The organism is Streptomyces sp. NBC_01485 (assembly GCF_036227125.1).
Classification (GTDB): Bacteria; Actinomycetota; Actinomycetes; order Streptomycetales; family Streptomycetaceae; genus Streptomyces.
The window spans coordinates 2,566,102-2,588,195 of sequence record NZ_CP109435.1; the positions used below are offsets into that span (position 1 = coordinate 2,566,102).

Genomic DNA, 22,094 nt, shown 5'->3' on the forward strand with positions numbered 1-22,094 from the left:
GATGTACGTGGCGGACAGCCGAAACGTGACACATGACCCACCCGGTGTCACATTGTCCGCGGAAGACGCCGCCCGGCCCCCCGCCGGGCGGCGCCGCGCCGCGGTCGCGCCCACGGTCCTCGCGCTGGGCACGGTCAGCCTGATCACCGACGTGTCGTCGGAGATGGTGACGGCCGTCCTCCCCCTGTACCTGGTGGCGGGCCTCGGCCTGTCCCCGCTGGGCTTCGGGCTCCTGGACGGCGTCTACAACGGCTTCTCCGCGGTCGTACGCCTGGCCGGCGGCCACCTCGCCGACCGGGGCGGCGGCCGTCACAAATGGGTGGCGGGGGCGGGCTACGCCCTCTCGGCGCTCTGCAAGCCCCTGCTGCTCCTGGCCCACACGCTGACCCCCATCGGCCTGATCCTGGCCGCCGACCGCACCGGCAAGGGCCTGCGCACGGCCCCGCGCGACGCGCTGATCTCCCTCTCGTCCACGCCGGAGACCCGTGGACGCGCCTTCGGGGTACACCGCGCGATGGACACGGCGGGCGCACTGCTCGGCCCGCTGGCGGCGTTCCTGATCCTGCGCGCGACGGTGGACGGCTACGACGCCGTGTTCACGGTCAGCTTCTGCGTGGCGGTCGTCGGAGTACTCGTACTGATCCTCTTCGTACCGAACACGCCCAAGCCACCCCCACCCGACGCGGCAGAAGCCAGAGAACGGACCGCACGCCCGACCCTCCGCGCCGCCCTCGCCCTCCTCCGCCACCGCGACCTGCGCCGCATCACGCTGTGCGCCCTGCTGCTGGGCCTGGCCACGGTCAGCGACTCCTTCGTCTACCTGCTGCTGCAACACCGTCTGGGCGTCCCCGACCGCTGGTTCGCCCTGCTGCCGCTCGGCACGGCGGCGGCGTTCCTGCTCCTCGCCGTGCCGCTGGGCCGGCTGGCGGACCGTATCGGCCGCCGCCGGGTCTTCCTCACCGGCCACGGAGCGCTGCTCCTCGCCTACGGGCTCCTGCTCACGTCCTGGCACGGCCCCGCGCTGCCCTACGCCGTCCTGCTCCTGCACGGCGGCTTCTACGCGGCGACCGACGGCGTGCTGATGGCGGCGGCCTCGGACTGCGTGCCGGAGGAACTGCGCTCGTCGGGACTGGCCCTCGTCCAGACCGGCCAGGCACTGGCCCGCTTCGTCTGCTCGCTCGCCTTCGGAGCGGCCTGGACGCTGTGGGGCGACCGTACGGCGCTCATGGCGTCGACGGCTGCGCTGGCGCTGTGCGCGGCGTTCTCCCTGACCCTCCGCCCGACCCAGGAGCCCGCCACATGCCCCTGACCCCACCCCCCGCCCCGGCCCCGGCCCTGCGCAACCGCGTCCTGGTACTCCTCGCGGCCGTCGCCGTCCTCGCCGGGGTGGCGACGGCCTCGGTGCTGCACGCGTCGGCGCGGGCGGAGCAGCGCAACCAGGTCCAGGCGGGCGGCCCGAAGGTCACCGCCGGCCGGATCACCCTGACGGACACCGGCCGCATGGTGTTCCGCAACATGGCCTGGGGCCCGCACCGCGACGAACTGACGACGGTCCCGGCATCGGACCCCGCCGGCCCGCGCACCGCCTCGGGCGTCAAGTGCCTCCGCTTCTACGCCGCTTCGGGCACCGGAGTCTGCCTCCAGGCGGTGCACGGCGCGGTGACGGACACGTACCGCGCCCTGATCCTCGACGCCCACCTCAAAGAGACGGCCCGCTACGACGTCCCCGGCATCCCCTCCCGCGCCCGCGTCTCCCCCACCGGCCGCTTCGCCGCCTGGACGGCGTTCGTGGGCGGCGACTCGTACGCGGGCACGAACTTCTCGACCCGGACGGCGATCGTGGACACGCGCACGGGGAAGCCGACCCCGTCCCTGGAGGCGTTCCGCATCCTCAAGGACGGCCACGACTACCACGCGGCGGACGTCAACTTCTGGGGCGTGACCTTCGCCGCGGACGACCGCACCTTCTACGCGACGCTGGCCACGAAGGGCAGGACGTACCTGATCAAGGGCGACCTGAGCACCCGCACGGCGACAACCCTGCACACGAACGTGGAGTGCCCGTCCCTCTCCCCCGACGGCACCCGCATCGCCTTCAAGAAACGGGTGAAGGGCCTCCCGAAGGACGCCCCCTGGCACCTCTACGTCCTCGACCTCCGCACCCTCCGCGAAACCCCGCTCACCGAACCCCGCAGCGTCGACGACCAGCCGGTCTGGCGCAACGCCCACACCATCGTCTACGCCCTCCCCGGCGACTACGGAGCGGACCTGTACACCGTCCCGGCAGACGGCACAGGAAAGCCGCGGCGCATCAGCACCGCGGCGGTGTCCCCTGCGTTCGTGGAGTAGGCGGGGCAGGTGGAGCAGCGGGAGGGACTAGAGAACCGGCAGGTTCTTCCGCAGCTCGAAGGCCGTGACCTCGCTGCGGTACTCCTCCCACTCCGCCTTCTTGTTGCGGAGGAAGAAGTCGAAGACGTGCTCGCCGAGCGTCTCGGCGACGAGGTCGCTGCGCTCCATCAGGCCCAGCGCCTCACCGAGGTTCTGCGGGAGCGGCTCGATGCCCATGGCCCGCCGCTCGGCGTCCGACAGCGCCCAGACGTCGTCCTCGGCGCCCGGCGGAAGCTCGTAGCCCTCCTCGACGCCCTTGAGGCCGGCGGCGAGCAGCATGGCGTACGCCAGGTACGGGTTGGCGCCGGTGTCGAGGGAGCGGACCTCGATGCGCGCGGAGCCCGTCTTGCCGGGCTTGTACATCGGGACGCGGACGAGCGCGGAGCGGTTGTTGTGGCCCCAGCAGATGTAGGACGGCGCCTCGCCGCCCGCACCGGCCGTGCGCTCGGAGCCGCCCCAGATGCGCTTGTAGGAGTTGACCCACTGGTTGGTGACGGCGGCGATCTCGGCGGCGTGCTTCAGCAGGCCCGCGATGAAGGACCGGCCGACCTTGGAGAGCTGGTACTCGGCGCCGGACTCGTAGAACGCGTTGCGGTCGCCCTCGAAGAGGGAGAGGTGCGTGTGCATGCCGCTGCCCGGGTGCTCGCTGAACGGCTTCGGCATGAAGGTCGCCTGGACCCCCTGCTCCAGCGCGACCTGCTTCATGACCAGGCGGAACGTCATGATGTTGTCGGCCGTGGAGAGCGCGTCGGCGTAGCGCAGGTCGATCTCCTGCTGGCCGGGGGCGCCCTCGTGGTGCGAGAACTCGACCGAGATGCCCATCGACTCCAGCATGGTGATCGCCTGGCGGCGGAAGTCCATGCCGACGTTGTGCGGGGTGTGGTCGAAGTAGCCGGAGTAGTCGGCCGGGGTCGGGCGGGAGCCGTCGGTCGGCTTGTCCTTCAGCAGGAAGAACTCGATCTCCGGGTGGGTGTAGAAGGTGAAGCCCAGGTCGGAGGCGCGGGCGAGGGCGCGCTTCAGTACGTACCGCGGGTCCGCGAAGGACGGCGAGCCGTCCGGCATGAGGATGTCGCAGAACATGCGGGCGGTGCCGGGGGCCTCCGCGCGCCAGGGCAGGACCTGGAAGGTGGACGGATCCGGCTTGGCGATCATGTCGGACTCGTAGACCCGGGCGAAGCCCTCGATCGCGGAGCCGTCGAAGCCGATGCCCTCGTCGAACGCCTGCTCGAGCTCGGCGGGGGCCACGGCGACGGACTTGAGGAAGCCCAGCACGTCCGTGAACCACAGCCGTACGAACCGGATGTCGCGCTCCTCCAACGTCCGGAGCACGAACTCCTGCTGCTTGTCCATCTTCCGCTTCCCCATCCTTGCTGGTCAGGCCGCCTGTCTCCCGTCCCACGGAGAGGCGGTCGGGCACCCGAGCATCACACCACAACACCATTTCGTGCGCGTTGCGGACCATGATCGCCTCGGCGACCCTGGCCTGAACGTCTCACGTCCGGCAGATGTACTGCTCTCCCGCCCATCTTGCCTGCTCGGCCCGCCATCCGTAATGCCCGACCCCTTCCGTCTCGCCTCCCCCTCTAATTTGCACTCCAGATGCAACTTTACCTGGCGCATCTGTGACGCCTTCGGCGTCGACACGAGACCGACCGGGACCGACTGAGACCGGCGACGACCGGCCGGGACCCATACGACTACGGTTTCGAAACAAGCACGGTTTCGAAGGTCCACTTGCCGCCGGGCGGACAGTCGGCGCAGGTCCCCGCTGTTTTCGCCGTCCGGGACGGGATCGAACCGCGGATGTGATGCAGACGGCCGCAGCGATCGGACGCGCGCTGGCGCATACTGGTGGCAATGACGAAGCCAGCTGCCCAGAAGCGTTATCTGCCCACCAGCCCCTTCAAGGCCCCGGTGGCGCCGGTCCCCAAGCAGTTCGCCGTGGGAGACCAGGTCACACACGACATGTACGGCCTCGGCCGTGTGGTCGGCATCGAGGATGGGATCGCGGTGCTTGTGGATTTCGGCTCGGCTCAAGAGCGGATCTTGAGTCCCTACGCCAAGATGAGCAAGCTGTAGGACCGCTGCGCCCGGTCACGGCAGACCGGGCCTCCATCATGACCCCGTACCGAATGGGAGACCTCTCATCGAACTGACCTCGCTGTTCTCCGCTCCGGAGGGGGCGCCCCGCGGTGCCACCGCAGCATCGCCGCCTCCGACGACGAACCCCTTCCAGGCCCCCGACTTCGGCGACATCGAGACCTACTCGCTCGACGATGCGCACGCATCCGCCGTCCCCGGCATGGGTGCCACTCAGCGCAGGGCGGGCTAGCTCCGACAACGACCGAGCCAGTCCCAGAACTTCCCCCTCCCGCCGGTAGGCGGGCATCCCGGTATGCCCGTCCTATGATCGGCGTCGGAGCGGGCTCGAGGGGTGGGCCCGGGGGCGGCCGAGTTCAGTACGGTCGTGGGATTCCGTGCTCCTCCAGCGCGGTCGCGTAGCGCTCCAGCAGGGCGTCGAGGCCTGTCAGGAGAAGGCCGGCGGTGTCGCGGGCGTCGGTCAGGTCCCCGCGGTCGCATGCCTCCACCAGCTCGGCCACGTCGCTGCGGAGGATGTGCAGGGAGTCGCCCTGCACCAGAACTCCGGGGAAGCGGCGGCCGGGCAGGCGGACGACGGCGTCGTTGCCGCCGGTGGTGAACAGCTCTGCTTCGATGCGTTCCATCGCGCCATCCAACCCGCCATGACCAGATGTGTTCAAGGGTCAGGTGTGTTCCATGGACGGGGGCAGCGGTGAGCAGGAGGCGCTACGTCGCCCGGGGTGTGCCGGGGGGCTACCGGATCTGGGACAACCGGGGGCGCCGGTGGTGGGGCGATCTGTACGAGCTGTGCCCGGACGATCTCCTCGTCGAACTCAACGGCCAGGCGGACCCGGAACGGATCACCGCACTGCTGAGGCACCACCGGGCCCGGAAGCGATGACCACCACCCGACCCGCCCGACTCCGCATCACTCCGGCCGCGCCGTGATCCCCAGCAGCAACGGCCCCGTCGGCTCCCGCACGATGTCCGCGACCGTGATCGGGTCCAGGGACTCGAAGAACGCCTCCTGCGCGCGACGCAGGGCGCCGCGGAGTCGGCAGGCCGAGTTCAGGGGGCAGGGGGTGGCGCCCTGGCAGTCGACGACGTCGCCGTCGCCCTCGAAGGTGCGCACCAGTGCGCCCACCGACGCCGTACGGCCCCGCTCCGTCAGGGTCAGCCCGCCGCCCCTCCCCCGGCGGGCCTCCAGCAGGCCCAGGTGCTGAAGCTCGGCCACGACCTTGGCCGCGTGGGTGTAGGGGACCTCCATCGCGGCCGCGACCTCGCGTGTCGTGGGGATCACAGGGGTCGAGGGGGTGGCCGCCGGGGCCTCGTCCGTCACCGCGAGCCGCATGAGGACGCGCAGGGCCAGGTCGGTGGATCGCAGCAGCCGCATGGGAGGAAGCGTAGATAATGCGCATCTCCGCTTCAAATTATCGTCCCTGCCTACGGGATCCCCCACCCTCCGCACTACGATCAGCGGACCGTAGACAGAAGTAGACAGAAGCAGTAGCAATCTCAGGACCAGAAGCAGCAGCAGAAGCACCCCTCCCGCCCCGCCCCTTTCACCTTTCCCCCAGAAAAGGACAGGCCTCATGGGTTCCGCCGACAAGACCAGCAGCGTGACGCGCAAGGCGCGTATAGAGGAGATGCGGCGGGCCGAGCAGGCCCGTGAGCGGCGTAACCGGGTTCTCGCGATCGGGGGCAGTGCCGTCGCCGTCGTCGCGCTCGTCGCCGGTGGTGTGTTCGTCGTGAAGTCGCAGTCCGGCGACGACTCCTCCGCCGCCGACTCCAAGTCCTCGGGGCACTTCGTCACCGGTTCGGACGGGGTCAGGACGTGGAAGGGCACCCTCGGCCGTACGCACGTCGCCAAGACCGTGAAGTACGCGACCGAGCCCCCCGTCGGCGGTGACCACAACCAGGTCTGGATGAACTGCAACGGCGACGTCTACACCAAGGCGCTCAACAACATGAACGCCGTCCACTCGCTGGAGCACGGCGCGGTCTGGGTGACGTACAACAGCAAGGCGGGCAAGGCCGACGTCGCCGCGCTCGCCGCCAAGGTCAAGAAGACGCCGTACACGCTCATGAGCCCGGACGACGACCAGGCCGACCCGATCATGCTCACCGCGTGGGGACACCAGCGCACGGTGACGAGTGCGAGCGACGCGAACGTGGACAAGTTCTTCGCGAAGTTCGTGCAGGGCTCGCAGACGCCCGAGCCGGGCGCGGCCTGCACGGGTGGTCTGCCGCAGTGAGGTACGCGGGTGTGGCGGTCGCCGTGGCCGGGGTGCTCGTCGCCGCGGGGGCGATCACGTACTCCGTCGCCGAGGACGGCGGGGCGGGCGGCGCGCCCCCGGCCGTCGAATCCGCCGACGCCGGGTTCGCCCGGGACATGGCGGTGCATCACCAGCAGGCCGTCGAGATGTCGTACATCGTGCGGGACCGGACGGCCGACGAGGACGTCCGGCGGCTCGCCTACGACATCGCGCAGACGCAGGCCAACCAGCGCGGCATGCTGCTGGGTTGGCTCGATCTCTGGGGGCTGCCGAAGGTGTCGTCCGACGCGCCCATGACCTGGATGGGCATGGGCGACATGGCCGACGGCGAGGACGGCGCGCTCATGCCGGGGATGGCGACCAACAGCGAGTTGAAGAAGCTGGGCACCCTCAACGGCAAGCAGGCGGAGGTGTTTTTCCTCCAGCTCATGACCGAACACCACAAGGGCGGCATCCACATGGCGCAGGGGTGTGTCGCCAAGTGCACCGTGGGCGTGGAGAAGCGGCTCGCGCAGGGCATGGTCGACGCGCAGGAGTCGGAGATCAAGCTCATGGCCGACATGCTGAAGGAGCGGGGCGCCGAAGCCCGGTGACGGAACGACCGGCGACTGAGCGATCCCGATGACGGAGCGACTCCGGTGACGGGACGTCCCGGTGACGGAAAGGTCCTGATGACGGAAAGATCCCGGTAACGGGAAATTCTTCGCCCGGCCGTCACACTGCCGAAAGGACCTAAACCCCAAATCGCCTCTGACAGCGGTTACTTGGGTTCTTCTTGGTCTTCACATTCCCCTGACATGAACGGTTCACGGCCAGAGTGGCCGAGACGAGTGATCTACTCGCGTCGAACCACATACAGGGGGTCCTATGAGATCCAACCGTGCCGCGCTGCGCGCCGGAGCGAGCATGGCAGCGACGCTGCCCATGATCGCCGGCGCACTGGCGCTCGGTATACCCGCGGCGCACGCCGCGGACAGCCCCACCCGTGACACGCTGGCCGGGACCAAGCCGGCGTGGGCCACGACGAAGGCGGACAAGGGCTCGACCCCGGACAGCAGCCAGGTCTCCGCCCGTGTCTACCTCGCGGGAGACGCCGCCGGCCTCGCCGCGTACGCGAAGGCCGTGGCCGACCCAAGCTCCGCCGCCTACGGCAAGTACCTCTCCGCCGGCCAGGCGCAGGCCCGCTTCGGCGCGAGCGCGGCGCAGGTGGCCGCGGTCAAGTCGTGGCTGACGGCCGCCGGTCTGAAGGTGACGGGCACCACGGAGCACTACGTCTCCGTGAGCGGTGAAGTCGCCGCCGCCGAGAAGGCGTTCGGCACCCAGCTGCACAACTACGCCAAGAGCGGCAGGACTTACCGCGCCCCCGCGAAGGCAGCCTCGGCGCCCGCGGGTCTCGACGGCGCCGTGCTGACCGTCACCGGCCTGGACAACGCGCCCCACAAGGCCAACTCCAAGGACCAGCTCCCGCCGCCGGACGCGGTGTTCAAGAACGCCGGGCCGTTCTCCTCGTACTACGGCTCCAACGTGGCGAAGACCCTCCCGTCGGCGTACGGCAAGAAGATCCCGTACGCCGTCCAGGGGTACACGGGCAAGCAGTTGCGGGCCGCCTACGGCGCCGGGAAGTACACCGGCAAGGGCGTGCGCGTCGCCATCACCGACGCCTACGCCTCGCCCACGATCGCCTTCGACTCGGCCACGTACGCGAAGGCGCACGGCGACGGTGCCTGGAAGACGAGCCAGCTGAAGCAGGTCCTGCCCGCGCAGTTCACCAGGACCAAGGAGTGCGGGGCGTCCGGCTGGTACGGCGAGGAGACCCTCGACGTCGAAGCCGTGCACGCGGTCGCGCCGGACGCGAACGTCACGTACGTGGGCGCCGCGTCCTGCTACGACGACGATCTGCTCGACTCGCTGAGCAAGGTCGTCGACAACCACCTGGCCGACATCGTCTCCAACTCCTGGGGCGACGTCGAGGCCAGCCAGACGCCGGACCTGGCGGCCGCCTACGACCAGGTCTTCCAGTTCGGCGCGGTCGAGGGGATCGGTTTCTACTTCTCCTCCGGCGACGACGGCGACGAGGTCGCCAACACCGGTACGAAGCAGGTCGACACCCCGGCCAACTCGGCGTGGGTGACGGCGGTCGGCGGTACCTCGCTGGCGGTCGGCAAGGGCGACAAGTACCTGTTCGAGACCGGCTGGGGCACCGACAAGGCCGTCCTGTCGGCCGACGGCAAGAGCTGGACCGGCTTCCCGGGCACGTACAACTCGGGCGCGGGCGGCGGCACCAGCAAGAACGTCGCGCAGCCGTACTACCAGAAGGGCATCGTCCCGAAGGCGCTGGCCACGGCGAACAACGCCGCCGGCAACCGCGTCGTCCCGGACATCTCGGCGATCGCCGACCCGAACACCGGCTTCCGCGTCGGCCAGACGCAGACCTTCCCGGACGGGTCCCAGCAGTACGCCGAGTACCGCATCGGCGGCACCTCGCTCGCCGCTCCGGTGATCGCGGCCGTGCAGGCGCTGGCCCAGGAGGCGCACGGCGGCAAGGCGATCGGTTTCGCCAACCCGTCGATCTACGCCAAGTTCGGCTCGCGGGTCTACCACGACGTCACGGACAAGCCGGCGGGCTCCGAGCTCGCAGTCGCGCGCGTCGACTTCGTCAACGGCCTCGACGCGACGGGCGGTCTGCTGACCTCCGTCCGCAGCCTCGGCAAGGACAGCTCGCTGTCCGCGGTGAAGGGCTACGACGACGTCACCGGCGTCGGCACGCCGGCGAGCGGCTACGTCGACTCGTACCGCAGCAAGCGCTGAGCAGTAGCTGAGCAGTACCGGTAGGCACCGGGCTGAGCAGTACCCGTAGAGGTCGGGGGGTGCGTGAGGTGCGTGACACCTCACGCACCCCCATCGCGTCTCTCTGACGATTACACTGGCCCCGTGCCTCAACTTCGTCTCGCTCTGAACCAGATCGACTCGCGCGTCGGCGACCTCGTCGGCAACACCGAAACGATCCTCCGCTGGACCCGGCACTCCGCCGAACAGGGAGCGCATCTCGTGGCGTTCCCGGAGATGGCGCTGACCGGGTATCCCGTCGAGGACCTCGCCCTGCGCTCCTCCTTCGTCGAGGCCTCCCGCGCGGCCCTGCACACGCTCGCCGCGCGCCTGGCCGAGGAGGGCTTCGGGGAGCTGCCGGTGGTCGTCGGCTACCTCGACCGGTCGCAGAACGACCAGCCGAAGTTCGGCCGCCCGGCCGGCTCCCCGCGCAACGCGGCGGCGGTGCTGCACGGCGGCGAGGTCGTCCTGTCCTTCGCCAAGCACCACCTCCCGAACTACGGCGTCTTCGACGAGTTCCGCTACTTCGTGCCCGGCGACACCATGCCGGTGGTCCGGGTGCGCGGTGTGGACGTGGCGCTCGCGATCTGCGAGGACCTCTGGCAGGACGGCGGCCGGGTGCCGGCGGCGCGCTCCGCCGAGGCCGGTCTGCTGCTCTCGGTCAACGCCTCCCCCTACGAGCGGGACAAGGACGACACCCGCCTGGAGCTGGTCCGCAAGCGGGCGCAGGAGGCGGGCTGCACCACCGCCTACCTCGCGATGATCGGCGGCCAGGACGAGCTGGTCTTCGACGGCGACTCGATCGTCGTCGACAAGGACGGCGAGGTGATCGCGCGGGCGCCGCAGTTCTCGGAAGGGTGCGTGGTCCTGGACCTCGACCTGCCCGCGGCTTCCGCCGACGCGCCGACGGGCATCGTCGACGACGGTCTGCGCATCGACCGCGTCGTGCTGTCCCAGGAGCCGCTGCCGGCGTACGAGCCGGAGCTGTCCGGCGGGTACGCGGAGCGGCTGGACGATGCCGAGGAGGTCTACTCGGCGCTGGTCGTGGGCCTGCGGGCGTACGTCGCGAAGAACGGCTTCACGTCGGTGCTCATCGGCCTGTCGGGCGGTATCGACTCGGCGCTGGTGGCGGCGATCGCGTGCGACGCGGTGGGCGCGCAGAACGTGTACGGCGTGTCGATGCCGTCGAAGTACTCCTCCGAGCACTCCAAGGGCGACGCGGCGGAGCTGGCGCGCCGGACGGGCCTGAACTTCCGCACGGTCCCGATCGAGCCGATGTTCGACGCGTACATGGGTGCGCTGGGGCTGACCGGCCTGGCGGAGGAGAACCTCCAGTCACGCCTGCGCGGCACGCTGCTGATGGCCGTCTCCAACCAGGAGGGCCACATCGTGCTGGCCCCCGGCAACAAGTCGGAGCTGGCGGTGGGGTATTCGACGCTGTACGGCGACTCGGTGGGGGCGTACGGGCCCATCAAGGACGTGTACAAGACGTGGATCTTCCGCCTGGCGGAGTGGCGCAACCGCGCTGCGGCTGAACGCGGCCAGACCCCGCCGATCCCCGAGAACTCGATCACCAAGCCCCCGAGCGCGGAACTCCGCCCCGGCCAGGTCGACACGGACTCCCTCCCCGACTACCCCGTCCTGGACGCGATCCTCGAGATGTACGTCGACCGGGACCAGGGCGCCGATGCGATCGTCGCGGCGGGCTACGACCGTGAGCTGGTCGCCAAGACCCTGCGTATGGTGGACACGGCCGAGTACAAGCGGCGCCAGTACCCGCCGGGCACGAAGATCTCGGCAAAGGGCTTCGGCAAGGACCGCCGCCTGCCGATCACCAACAACTGGCGCGAGTCGCTCTGACCGGCCCTTCGCCCACCCACCCACCCACCCACCCGACTCACTCGGTCAAGAGGTCGCCCTCCTCCGGGGCTCCGCCCCGGACCCCGGCGGATGTCGTGCGGGTGCGGGTGGGTCGTGGCATGGGTCGTGGCGTCACCGGAGAGCGGGTATTTCGCCGTTCCGCCAGTCGTTCACTCGCTTGCGGATGCTCGGGGCCATGGGGAGTGCGTCCACGCCGGCGGGCTCGAACCAGCGGACGACGTCCGCTGGTTTCGCCCGACACCCGACACGGTCAACTCGCCGGCCACGGGCCGGGCCAGGAAGCAGATGGTTTCCCGAGCGGCGCAGCCAGGGTGGGACTCGCCGATGTTCATGACACCGCCGGGCAGAGCCGACATGCCGTTGTCACTGCGGCGTTGGAGCAGGATGCGGCCGGAATCGTCGACCACGACCACGGAGGCTGCCGGTACAGGACTGTTCGCCTTCGGGGCGTCCGGGTCGTCCTCGTCATCACGCCTGGCCATTGGTCTGCCTTTCCCATGCCGGGTCTTCGGACTTGGGCGGTGCGGCTCTCTGCCAGGTGCCTGCCCGGGGGGTGGTCCGCACAGAAAGGTGACACTTCGGTGCGGGAGTGTCACATTCCCGCAGCTCACCTACCGGGGACCCGGCGTGCCCGCGCACCGCTCACCTTCGAAGACCCGCCATGCCGGGGTGCCCCGGTTCCATAGTTCCTGGACGTTTGACATCCTCCCCCAGCTAAAGCAGGGGGATTCCTGGCTCAGGCTGCCTCCGGGAGCAGCGCTCCCGGGGGTCTTGCGCCCTCAGCGCCAGCCGGGTTGAGACCAGCCCGGACGAGCATCACGCGGGCGGAGTTCTTGTCCCTGGGGGACACGGCTCCGCACGCGGTGCATGCGTAGATTCGTTCAGAAAGGGGCAGTGCGTGCTTGGTTCTCGCTCCGCACGACGCGCAGTCCATGGTGGTGTGCGCGGGGTGCACGAGGTGGATGTCCCGTGCGTGTTTGCGGCCCATGTCGATGAGGGCAGTCTTGGTGGCGCCGATCGCGGCGTCCGCTGCTTTGCGGGCCATGGTGGTCTTGGCGAGGAACTTCGGGCGGAAGTCCTCGACGGCGATCGCGTCGTGGTCGCGGACCACGGACTTGGCCCATTTGCGGGCGGTGTCCTGCCGCTGTCGGGCGACCTTCTTGTACAGCTTCGCGGTCTGCGTCTGGGCCTGCCGGTAGCCCTTGGACGCGGCCTGTCCCTTGGCGGGGCGGCGGCGGGCCATCATCCGCTGACAGCGCGCGAGGCGCTGCGCGGCGTTCTTCCCGTGCTGGGCGTGCGGGAGGTCGTGGGCGTCGGACGTGGTGGTCGCGGTCTCCTTGACGCCCCAGTCGACACCGAGGACGCGGCCGGTCGCGGGAAGCGGCTGGGCTTCGGTGGCGACGACGAACGACGCGTACCAGTGCCCGACGCTGTCGCGGTACACCCGCACCGAGGACGGTACGCAGGGCAGGTCCCGCGACCACACCACCATCAGCACGATCCCGCCCGCGAGGTGCAGGCGGCCGTCCTTCAGCCGGAATCCACGGGTTGTGTAGTTCAGCGTGGGCAGGGCCTCACGCTTCTTCTTCACCCTGGGCATGCCCGCGCGCTGCCGCATCGGCAGTCCGGCCCTGATGTCCTTCATCGCCTTGGCGCGGGACTTCGCGAAGTCGCGGATGGTCTGCTGCTGCGGCACCGAGGCGCCCTCATGCAGCCAGGCCATCGCGGTGCGGGCCCCGGTCAGCATCCTGTCGAGCTGAGCCGGGCCGCACGTCGTCTTCCCGGCCGTCTCCCGGTTCAGGTGGTGGACCTTGCGGGACATGGCAACGCACTCGTTCCAGATCCACCGGCAGCGCGCCCACTCGGCCTCAAGGCCGGTGCGGGCGGTCGACGACACGCGGAGCCGGTAGGTGTACCGGGCATGCCCCGTATCCCCCGAAACCTGCCGTCGTGTCGTCATGGTGTCACTCTACCACTCGCAGACCACTCGAAACCCACTAGTCTGGAGTCATGGATGAAGAGAAGCGCATCACGCTCCGTCTGCCCGCCCATCTGCATGAGTGGCTTGCCGCTCAGGCCAAGTCTGCCCGCAGGTCCCTCAACTCCGAGATCGTCTACCGGCTGGAGGTCGAGCGCGCCGCCGCCGGAGCTGACGCCGAATCGCCCTGACGCCGATTCGGCTTTTCCTGCCCTGCTCCACAGGAGTCCGATTCCTCCCCGGCCTCAAGGCCGGGGCATCCTCGGAGGAACCCGGTGAAGCGAAGCGATCGGACATGCCATCGTCCGCCTCTCCCAACTGATCACGATCGCTGGAGACTGACCGGGCCGGGCCATCTGGCTGGCCTGGATCGGTCAGGTGCCGGGGGCGGCGTAGCAGATCGCCTCGATGCTCTGTTCCGCGCCGAAGCGGTGAGTCGTCCGCCCCGTCCTGAACCAGCCGAGGCGCTCGTAAAGGCGTATGGCCGCCTGGTCCTTGACCATCACGTCCAGGACCAGGCGGCGGCCATGGCTCACCGCGTAGTCCATGGCCGCCCGGACCAACTGCTCGCCCACGGCGCACTCGCGTGCGTCTCTGACGACGAAGAGCCGGGCCAGCACCCCGATGTGCCGCTCGTCGTCCACGTCCTGTTCGGCCCACAGCCTCAGGGCGCCCTCGCCACGCGGCCGCATCACCGCCACATGGCCGACGATCCTTCCCCCGGCCTCCGCGACCCAGGACGCCAGTACGTCGTCGGACCGCAGCCAGTCCTCCGGACGGGCCACCCCCTCGACCGGATAGCCGTCGGTGGCGTGCACGTCGGTCAGTGCCGCTGCGGCGACGGGGAGATCCGCGTCCTCGAAGGGGCGGATGACGGTGCTGGTGCTCTGCATGCCGGGCTCCTCGGGCGTTCGGCGATCACTCGACGGGCAGTTCGTAGAGCAGGCCGGTCAGGTCCGCGCGGTGCACGTAGCGGGACACCTCGAACGGCTCGCCCTCCTGGTCCAGGCTGGTGTGCAGGATCTCGATGACGGGGACGCCGGAGGGCAGCCCGAGTACCGCGGTTTCGGCCGGTGTCGGCATGCGTGCGGTGATCTCGTCCCGTACCCGGGTCATGACGTGGCCGAGGTCTTCGAGTCGGCCGTAGATCCCGTTCTTGCCGGTATGGGGCTGCGTCAGCGGCGTGCCGTCGGCCTCGTCCCACCTGAGGTAGGTCGAGACGAGCTCCCCTCCGGAAGGGCGTCAGTGACGCACGCCTGCCTCCGCAGGCTGCGACACGTGGGTCGCGACGACGCGCTCGCGCCCGCCGCCCTGCGGGGCCCTCCGCCGGTCCACCCCGTAGGCGACCCCCGCCACCATCAGACCCAGCACCGCCAGCGCCGCGCCCGCGACCGCCGGGGACGTGACGGTGAAGCCTGCTGCCAGGGCCAGGCCGCCGATCCAGGCGCCGCCCGCGTTGGCCAGGTTGAAGGCTGCCTGATTGGCGGAGGAGGCCAGGGAGGGGCCCGCCGCTGCCTTTTCCATCACCATCAGGTTCAGGGGGGAGCCCGTCACGAACGCCGCCACGCCCAGCAGGAGGACGGCCAGTGCGCCGCCCCACGCGGTCGTCATCAGGAGGGGGAAGAGGGCCAGGACGACCGCGAGGGACGTCAGGCCGGCGAACAGGGTGCCGCGCATCGCGTGGTCGGCGAGGCGTCCGCCCAGCAGGTTGCCGATCGTCGCGCCGACGCCGAACAGGGCCAGCAGCAGCGTCACGCTGGAGTCGGCGTACCCGGCGGAGTCCGTCAGCATCGGCGTGATGTAGCTGTACGCGGAGAAGAGGGCGCCGAAGCCCGCGACCGTCGTGCCCAGCGCCAGCCAGACCGGGAGGGACCTCAGGGCCGCCAGTTCGCCGCGCAGGCCCGCCGCGGGCGCCGCCTGCGGCAGGCCCCGCGGGATCAGCAGGGCCAGACGGAACAAAGCATCCCCGGGCCGCTATTCCAGCAGATGACCTGCTGGTTAAGGTGTGGTGACCTTCACACGCGCCGCCACCGGAAGGTGGTCGCTGCCGGTCCGGGGCAGGGTCCAGGACGTCACCGGGTCCACGCCCTTCACCATGATCTGGTCGATCCGCGCCATCGGGAACGACGCGGGCCAACTGAAGCCGAAGCCGTTGCCCGCCGCGCCCTGCGTGGAACGCATCTGGGACGTCACCGCGTTGAGCGAGCGGTCGTTCATGGTGCCGTTGAGGTCGCCGAGCAGGATCACCCGGGTCAGCGGCTCGTCGGCGATCGCCTCGCCCAGCGCGTCCGCGCTCGTGTCGCGCTGCCGGGCGGTGAACCCGGCCTGCAGCTTGACCCGCACCGAGGGAAGGTGCGCGACGTAGACGGCGACCTGCCCCTGCGGCGTCGTGATCGTCGCCCGCATCGCGCGCGTCCAGCCCAGCTTGATGTCGACGGGCTTCACGGAGCTCAGCGGGTACTTGCTCCACAGGCCGACCGTGCCCTGCACCGAGTGGTACCTGTACGTCGCCGCCAACGCCTTCTCGTACACCGGCACCGCCGCGTCGGTCAGCTCCTCCAGCGCCAGCACGTCCGCCTCGGACGCGGCGACGTCACGGGCGGTGTCGGCGGCGTCGGGGTTCTCGGCGTTGACGTTGTGGGTGGCGACGGTGAGGTCGCCGCCGCTGCCGGTCTTGTCGCCGAGCAGCCCGCCGAAGAGGTTCAGCCAGACCACGGCCGTCAGGACGACGGCGATCAGCGCGATCGCCGACCTGCGCACCAGCGCGAGCACCAGCAGCACCGGCACGAAGACGCCGATCCAGGGCAGGAACGTCTCCGTGAGGCTGCCGAGGTTGCCGTAGCGGTTGGGGATGCGCGAGTGCACCAGCATCACCAGGGAGAAGGCCAGCGCGAACCCGGCGAGGACCAGGCCCCGCCGCCAGACGCGCGGATCGCCGCGCCAGCCCGCGAGGGCCCGCCCTGGAGCGCGGGAAAGGGTGCGGAGGAAAGTGCTGATCAGGCGCCGAAGCCGGGTTCCCCGAGGCTCGGGTCCCGAGCCTCCGTTGTCGTCCGTCTCCGTCATGTACGCCTGCTGCGCCATACCGTCGCCTCACTGCCTGCCGTGCACACCGTCCGTCCCCCGGGTACGACCCTAGGGGATGATCGGGTCCGTTCTCGCCGTCCCGCGACGGCCGTACGGGCACCATGACGAACGCGGCGCTCTCACGGGTTCCGGCGCCGGGGCGCGCGGCCCGCTCTGTGACGAAACGCGCACACGCGGGCTACGGGGCCGGGGAACTGACGGGTCGTAGCCCGGCCAGCAGCGTGTCGACGATGCGTTCCGGGAGGTTCTCGGGGAGCTCGGCGTCGGGGCGCAGGACGGAGCGGACGAGCATCGGGCCGACGACGATGTCGTTCACCAGTTCCACGTCCAGGTCGGCGCGGAGTTCGCCGTTCTCCTGGCCGCGGCGCAGGACGTCGACGCCCATCCGACGCCGGGGCGCTATGACCGCGGCGTGGTAGGCCGCCCAGATCTTCGGGCTGCTCTTCATCTGGGTGTGCGCGTTGTGCAGGATCGCCGAGGAACGGTTGGCGAGGCCGCGCTGCCGCATCGATTCGAGCAGCATGATCAGGTCGTCGCGCATGGAGGTGCCCGGGAGCAGTTCGGGGTCCTCGGGCTCGGTGGCGCGCAGGACGTCGACGAAGAGTTCCTCCTTGCCGCTCCAGCGGCGGTAGATGGTGGCCTTGCCGACACCGGCGGTACGGGCGATGCGCTCGATGGAGATCTCGGCGAGCGGGACGCCCTCCTCCAGCAGCTTCAACGTCCCCTCGATGATGGCCCGTTCCACGGCCTCGCTCCGGGGCCGCCCCCGGACGGGCTGCTCCGCGGCACCGGTCCCGCTGTCGGCGCGGGTCCCGATATCGGTGTCGGTGCCGCTGTCGGTGCCGTCGTCGGTAAGGCTCACGTCCACAGGTCCTTCCTCTGATCCTCTCGTCATACCGGGGAATTGTCGCCCGGTCTACGACTTCGCCCGCACCAACTCCCCCTTCTCCGTGTCCTCCTGGGCGGGCTTCGGCCGGCCCGGCAGGAACGCGGCCACCACGACCGCGCCCACCAGGGCCACTCCGGCGCCGCACAGGGCGGTGACGTGCATGGCGTGCAGGAAGGCGTCGTTGGCGGGGGCGATCAGCGCCCTGCCCGGTTCGCCGAGTTTCGCGGCGACCCCGAGCGTCGCCTCGATGGACTCGCCCGCCGTGTCGCGCAGGCCGGCCGGCAGCGCGCCGAGGTGGCCCTCGATGCCGTTGCGGTACGCCGTCGACAGCACGGAGCCGAGGACGGCGATGCCGAGCGCGCCGCCGACCTGGCGGAAGGTGTTGCTCAGCGCGGAGGCGGAGCCGGCCTTCTCGCGGGGCAGGGCCTGCATGATGACGACGCTGGTCGGGGTCATGATGTGGGCCATTCCGGCGCCCATGCAGAAGAAGACGACCTCCAGGATCCAGATCGGGGTGTCCGCGTCCAGCGTGGCGAACGCCGCCAGCGTCGCCGTCAGGACGAGCATCGCCGCCGTGGTCGTGGCCCTGATCCCGATGCGGTCCACGACCAGCCGGGCGCGCGGCGCGAAGATCAGTTGGGCGGCGGCCAGCGGCAGCAGCAACAGGCCCGTCTTCAGCGGCGAGTAGCCGCGCACGCTCTGGGTGTAGAAGACCGAGAAGAAGGTCACGCCCATCAGCGCGAAGAAGACCAGCGCGATGACGGAGATCGCGGCGGAGAACACCTTGTTCCTGAAGTAGCCGACGTCTATGGACGGATGGTCGCTGCGCTTCTCGAACACCACGAACGCGGCGAGGACGACGAGTCCGGCCCCTATGGTCGCGAGCACGGCCGGGTCCGTGAAGTCGGCCAGTTCGCCGCCCTTGATGATGCCGTACACGAGCAGGACCAGGCCGACGACGGACAGGGCGACGCCGACGGGGTCGAGCCGGCCCGGCTTCGGGTCGCGGGACTCGGGCACCAGCCACAGCATCAGCCCGACCGCGAGCAGCACGATCGGCACGTTGACGAGGAAGACCGAGCCCCACCAGAAGTGGTCGAGGAGGAGACCGCCGGTGATGGGGCCGATGGCGATGGCCAGGCCGACGCCGCCCGCCCAGACGCCGATCGCCTTGGGCTGCTCCTCGCGCTCGAAGACGTTCATCAGGACGGCGAGGGTGGCGGGCATCACGAAGGCGGCGCCCAGCGCCATCAGCGCGCGGAAGGCGATGAGCTGGGCGGGCGAGCCGGACTCGGCGGCGAGCGCGGAGCCGACGCCGAAGACGGCGAGCCCGCCGAGCAGGACCTTCTTGCGGCCGATCCGGTCACCGAGGAGACCGGCGGAGAACAGCAGCCCCGCGAAGACGAGCGTGTAGGCGTTGATCGCCCACTCCAGCTCGCTCTGGGTGGCGCCGAGGCCGATCGGGGCGGGCGTCGAGATCGTCTTGATAGCGACGTTCAGGATCGAGTTGTCGAGCACCACGATCAGCAGGCTCAGCATCAGGACGCCGAGGATCGCCCAGCGACGCCGGTGCACCGCTTCCGGTATCCGCGGCGCTGCGGGAACGGCAGGAGTAGTCATGACGCCGAGCCTAGGACACTTCCGATACGAGACCGTCTCGTATCGATTCTCTTACCGCGTTTCTTACCCTTTTCCTTACTGAGGCCTTACCCACAGGGGGTGCCCTGGTCCTCCCCGACCCGAGGTGCCACCATGGGAGGTGGTCCGGGGACGCCGTAAGGGTGCCTCGAGATGACGAAGGAGCCGTTGCAATGACGCAGCTTTCGGCTGCCCACACGAAGACCTCCGACGGCAGCAAGGCGCTGTACGGAGGGAAGGGCACCCGCCGTATCACCGTCCGCGACCTCGCCGTCGCCAAGGAGCGCGGCGAGAAGTGGCCCATGCTCACCGCGTACGACGCGACGACCGCGTCCGTCTTCGACGAGGCCGGGATCCCGGTGATCCTGGTGGGCGACTCGGCGGGCAACTGCCACCTCGGGTACGAGACGACCGTGCCCGTCACCCTCGACGAGATCACGATGCTGTCGGCGGCGGTCGTACGCGGTACGAACCGCGCCCTGGTCGTCGGCGACCTGCCCTTCGGCTCCTACCAGGAGGGGCCGGTGCAGGCGCTGCGCTCGGCGACCCGGCTGGTGAAGGAGGCCGGGGTCGGGGCCGTGAAGCTGGAGGGCGGCGAGCGCTCGCACCGGCAGATCGAGCTGATGGTGGAGTCCGGCATCCCGGTCATGGCGCACATCGGCCTGACCCCGCAGTCCGTGCACACGACGGGTTACCGCGTGCAGGGGCGCGGCGAGGAGGCCGCCCAGCAACTGCTGCGCGACGCCAAGGCGATCCAGGACGCGGGCGCGTTCGCGGTGGTCCTGGAGCTGGTTCCGGCGGAGCTGGCGGCCGAGGTCACGCGGATGCTGCACATCCCGACGATCGGCATCGGCGCCGGGCCGCAGACGGACGCGCAGGTGCTGGTCTGGACCGACATGCTCGGGCTGACCGGCGGGCGGGTCCCGAAGTTCGTGAAGCAGTACGCCGACCTGCGCGCCGTCATGAGCGACGCGGTGAAGGCGTTCGCGGAGGACGTCGTCGGCGGAACGTTCCCGCAGGAAGAGCACAGCGTCCACTGAGCCGACCCCCACCATCACGGACAGCCCACCTACAGCCCCCACCGACAGCCCGCCGACCGTCCCGTCGGCGGGCTGTCGGCATCGTGTAGGCCTCGTGTCGGTGGTTTGTCGGTGGGGGCTGGCACGGTTGCTCCCATGACGCGAATCGACAAGAACCCCAGTGGCGCGGGAAGCGCTGTAACCGTTCGGGGGTTGGTCAAGCACTACGGCGAGACCAAGGCACTGGACGGCGTCGACCTGGATGTACGCGAGGGGACCGTGATGGGGGTGCTCGGGCCGAACGGCGCCGGGAAGACCACCCTCGTCCGGATCCTGTCCACCCTGCTCGCTCCCGACAGCGGGCAGGCCACCGTCGTCGGCTACGACGTCGTACGCCAGCCCCGGCAGTTGCGCCGGGTGATCGGGCTCACCGGGCAGTACGCCTCGGTGGACGAGAAGCTCCCCGGGTGGGAGAACCTGTACCTCATCGGGCGGCTGCTCGACCTGTCCCGCAAGGACGCCCGCACGCGCGCCGACGAGCTGCTGGAGCGGTTCTCGCTGACCGAGGCCGGCAAGCGGCCGGCGAGCACCTACTCCGGCGGTATGCGGCGGCGGCTCGACCTCGCCGCGTCGATGATCGGCCGGCCGCAGGTGCTGTTCCTGGACGAGCCGACCACCGGCCTCGACCCGCGCACCCGCAACGAGGTGTGGACCGAGGTCAAGGCGATGGTCGGGGAGGGCGTCACGGTCCTGCTGACCACGCAGTACATGGAGGAGGCCGAGCAGCTCGCCTCCGAGCTGACCGTCGTCGACCGGGGCAAGGTCATCGCGAACGGCGGCATAGAGGAACTCAAGGCGAAGGTCGGCGGGCGGACGCTGCGCGTACGGCCGGTCGATCCGCTCCAGGTGCGGCCGCTCGCCCGGATGATCGACGAGCTGGGCGTCACCGGGCTCGCCGGCACCACCGTGGACACCGCCAACGGCACCCTGCTGGTGCCGATCCTCAGCGACGAACAACTGACCGCCGTGGTCGGCGCGGTGATCGCGCGCGGTGTCACCGTCTCCTCCATCACCACCGAACTCCCCAGCCTGGACGAGGTGTTCCTGTCCCTCACCGGCCACCGCGCCGGTGCCCCGCAGGACACCGTGCCCACCGAGACCGCCGAGACCCGCGAGGAGGTCGCCGTATGAGCGCCGCCACGATCACCGCCACCGCCCCCACCGCCGCGGACGCCCGTATCCCGCTGCGCAGCCACCTCCGGCACACCGGCGCGCTGATCCGCCGCAACCTGCTGTGGATCCGCCAGGACCCGGAGTCCATGTTCGACGCCGTGCTGTTCCCGGTGATCTTCACGCTGCTGTTCGTGTACGTCTTCGGCGGCTCCATCGGCCAGTCGCTGGGCGGCGGACAGGAGGCGTACGTGCAGTACGTCGTCCCGGGGCTGCTGGCCATGATGGGGATGAACATGTCCCAGGGCGTGGGCACCGGGTTCAACACGGACTTCAACTCCGGGGTCATGGACCGCTTCCGGTCCCTGCCGATCGGGCGCGGCTCGGTGCTGATCGCCAAGATCGTGGTGGAGCTGATGCGGATGCTCGTCGCGTGCGGGATCCTCCTGCTCGTGGGCGTGCTGGTGGGCTTCGACATCACGAGCTGGCCCGGCCTGTTCGGCGCCGTGGGCCTTGCCACGGTGTTCGGCTCGGCGCTGATGTGGGTGTTCATCACCCTCGGCGTGACGATGAAGAGCCCGCAGTCCGTGCAGGCCATGGGCTTCCTGGTGCTGATGCCGCTGCAGTTCGGCTCGTCGATCTTCGCGCCGACCAGCTCGATGCCGGGCTGGCTGCAGAACTTCACCGACTACAACCCGCTGTCCGCACTCGCGGACGCGGCGCGCGGACTCATGGTGGGCGGCCCGGTCGCGCACGGGCTGTGGGTGACGCTGGCCTGGTCGGTGGGGCTGACGGCGGTGATGGCGCCGGTCGCGATCCACAAGTTCCGCACCAAGAGCTGAAGTTCATGACCGAGCCCCTGGAAG

The 22,094-nt window shown here is 70.1% G+C and carries 20 protein-coding genes and 3 pseudogenes; 12 read left to right on the forward strand and 11 right to left on the reverse strand.

Translation table 11 applies throughout. The features are described 5' to 3' along the window. Position 1: 1 nt before the first annotated feature. Together OG352_RS11845 and OG352_RS11850 are read left to right on the forward strand one after the other, a co-directional pair. Positions 2-1,309, forward strand: a complete 1,308-nt coding sequence (locus OG352_RS11845; protein WP_329216587.1) for an MFS transporter — start codon at positions 2-4, stop codon at positions 1,307-1,309. Further along, positions 1,300-2,349: a TolB family protein gene (locus OG352_RS11850; protein ID WP_329216589.1), complete on the forward strand. Its 1,050-nt coding sequence runs from the start codon at positions 1,300-1,302 to the stop codon at positions 2,347-2,349. Before OG352_RS11845 ends, OG352_RS11850 begins: the two co-directional genes overlap by 10 nt. Positions 2,350-2,376: 27 nt before the next feature. Here OG352_RS11850 and OG352_RS11855 read toward each other — a convergent pair whose 3' ends face one another. Further along, on the reverse strand, positions 2,377-3,738 hold the full coding sequence (locus OG352_RS11855) for a glutamine synthetase family protein (protein ID WP_329216590.1): 1,362 nt from the start codon (positions 3,736-3,738) through the stop codon (positions 2,377-2,379). Between the two features lie 507 nt (positions 3,739-4,245). Here OG352_RS11855 and OG352_RS11860 point away from each other — a divergent pair. Then, positions 4,246-4,467 (forward strand): hypothetical protein, encoded by a 222-nt coding sequence (locus tag OG352_RS11860; protein WP_093774942.1) that lies wholly within the window; start codon positions 4,246-4,248, stop codon positions 4,465-4,467. A 377-nt stretch (positions 4,468-4,844) separates the two neighbouring features. Here OG352_RS11860 and OG352_RS11865 read toward each other — a convergent pair whose 3' ends face one another. Further along, entirely contained in the window at positions 4,845-5,111 is a 267-nt protein-coding gene (locus OG352_RS11865) for a DUF6959 family protein (RefSeq protein WP_329216592.1), read from the reverse strand. Positions 5,112-5,179: 68 nt separating this feature from the next. Here OG352_RS11865 and OG352_RS11870 point away from each other — a divergent pair, with 68 nt between their 5' ends. Beyond that, positions 5,180-5,368, forward strand: a complete 189-nt coding sequence (locus OG352_RS11870) for a hypothetical protein (protein WP_329216594.1) — start codon at positions 5,180-5,182, stop codon at positions 5,366-5,368. A gap of 27 nt (positions 5,369-5,395) precedes the next feature. Here OG352_RS11870 and OG352_RS11875 read toward each other — a convergent pair whose 3' ends face one another. Then, positions 5,396-5,860 carry an RrF2 family transcriptional regulator gene (locus OG352_RS11875; protein ID WP_329216596.1) on the reverse strand — a complete coding sequence of 155 codons (465 nt, stop codon included), beginning with the start codon at positions 5,858-5,860 and terminating at the stop codon, positions 5,396-5,398. Positions 5,861-6,059: 199 nt separating this feature from the next. Here OG352_RS11875 and OG352_RS11880 point away from each other — a divergent pair, with 199 nt between their 5' ends. The 4 genes from OG352_RS11880 to OG352_RS11895 all read left to right on the forward strand — a co-directional run bounded on the left by OG352_RS11880 (position 6,060) and on the right by OG352_RS11895 (position 11,429). Continuing rightward, entirely contained in the window at positions 6,060-6,722 is a 663-nt protein-coding gene (locus tag OG352_RS11880) for a DUF3105 domain-containing protein (protein WP_329216598.1), read from the forward strand. Between the two features lie 11 nt (positions 6,723-6,733). Further along, the gene (locus OG352_RS11885; RefSeq protein ID WP_329216600.1) at positions 6,734-7,336 is read left to right on the forward strand and encodes a DUF305 domain-containing protein; all 603 of its coding nucleotides are present in this window, start codon (positions 6,734-6,736) and stop codon (positions 7,334-7,336) included. Between the two features lie 274 nt (positions 7,337-7,610). Beyond that, on the forward strand, positions 7,611-9,551 hold the full coding sequence (locus tag OG352_RS11890) for a S53 family peptidase (protein WP_329216602.1): 1,941 nt from the start codon (positions 7,611-7,613) through the stop codon (positions 9,549-9,551). A gap of 123 nt (positions 9,552-9,674) precedes the next feature. After that, a complete protein-coding gene (locus OG352_RS11895; protein ID WP_329216604.1) occupies positions 9,675-11,429 on the forward strand; it encodes an NAD+ synthase in 1,755 nt (584 codons plus the stop codon). Between the two features lie 132 nt (positions 11,430-11,561). Here the strand turns inward: OG352_RS11895 and OG352_RS11900 are convergent. Both OG352_RS11900 and OG352_RS11905 read right to left on the reverse strand, forming a co-directional pair. Further along, positions 11,562-11,932, reverse strand: a pseudogene (locus OG352_RS11900) (NUDIX domain-containing protein). Positions 11,933-12,186: 254 nt separating this feature from the next. Next, complete coding sequence (locus tag OG352_RS11905; protein WP_329216605.1) at positions 12,187-13,410, reverse strand: RNA-guided endonuclease InsQ/TnpB family protein; 1,224 nt, start codon at positions 13,408-13,410, stop codon at positions 12,187-12,189. A gap of 50 nt (positions 13,411-13,460) precedes the next feature. On the opposite strand from OG352_RS11905, the gene OG352_RS11910 reads away from it, so the two are divergent. After that, positions 13,461-13,619, forward strand: coding sequence for an Arc family DNA-binding protein (locus OG352_RS11910; RefSeq protein WP_329216607.1), 159 nt, complete (start codon positions 13,461-13,463; stop codon positions 13,617-13,619). Positions 13,620-13,802: 183 nt separating this feature from the next. Here OG352_RS11910 and OG352_RS11915 read toward each other — a convergent pair whose 3' ends face one another. The 6 genes and pseudogenes from OG352_RS11915 to OG352_RS11940 form a co-directional block, all read right to left on the reverse strand. Continuing rightward, entirely contained in the window at positions 13,803-14,321 is a 519-nt protein-coding gene (locus OG352_RS11915; RefSeq protein ID WP_329216608.1) for a GNAT family N-acetyltransferase, read from the reverse strand. Positions 14,322-14,346: 25 nt separating this feature from the next. Further along, positions 14,347-14,655, reverse strand: a pseudogene (locus OG352_RS11920) (UTRA domain-containing protein); the annotation flags it as partial. 15 nt (positions 14,656-14,670) lie between these two features. Next, a pseudogene (locus OG352_RS11925) lies at positions 14,671-15,390 on the reverse strand (MFS transporter); the annotation flags it as partial. A gap of 36 nt (positions 15,391-15,426) precedes the next feature. After that, positions 15,427-16,509, reverse strand: a complete 1,083-nt coding sequence (locus tag OG352_RS11930) for an endonuclease/exonuclease/phosphatase family protein (protein ID WP_329216609.1) — start codon at positions 16,507-16,509, stop codon at positions 15,427-15,429. A gap of 181 nt (positions 16,510-16,690) precedes the next feature. Continuing rightward, on the reverse strand, positions 16,691-17,374 hold the full coding sequence (locus OG352_RS11935) for a TetR/AcrR family transcriptional regulator (RefSeq protein ID WP_443072215.1): 684 nt from the start codon (positions 17,372-17,374) through the stop codon (positions 16,691-16,693). 54 nt (positions 17,375-17,428) lie between these two features. Then, on the reverse strand, positions 17,429-19,021 hold the full coding sequence (locus OG352_RS11940) for an MFS transporter (RefSeq protein WP_329216610.1): 1,593 nt from the start codon (positions 19,019-19,021) through the stop codon (positions 17,429-17,431). Between the two features lie 191 nt (positions 19,022-19,212). Here OG352_RS11940 and panB point away from each other — a divergent pair, with 191 nt between their 5' ends. The 3 genes from panB to OG352_RS11955 all read left to right on the forward strand — a co-directional run bounded on the left by panB (position 19,213) and on the right by OG352_RS11955 (position 22,070). Beyond that, positions 19,213-20,079 (forward strand): 3-methyl-2-oxobutanoate hydroxymethyltransferase, encoded by an 867-nt coding sequence (panB, locus tag OG352_RS11945; protein ID WP_329216612.1) that lies wholly within the window; start codon positions 19,213-19,215, stop codon positions 20,077-20,079. A 135-nt stretch (positions 20,080-20,214) separates the two neighbouring features. Further along, positions 20,215-21,249, forward strand: coding sequence for an ATP-binding cassette domain-containing protein (locus OG352_RS11950; protein WP_329216614.1), 1,035 nt, complete (start codon positions 20,215-20,217; stop codon positions 21,247-21,249). Then, a complete protein-coding gene (locus tag OG352_RS11955; protein ID WP_329216616.1) occupies positions 21,246-22,070 on the forward strand; it encodes an ABC transporter permease in 825 nt (274 codons plus the stop codon). Before OG352_RS11950 ends, OG352_RS11955 begins: the two co-directional genes overlap by 4 nt. Positions 22,071-22,094: the final 24 nt, after the last annotated feature.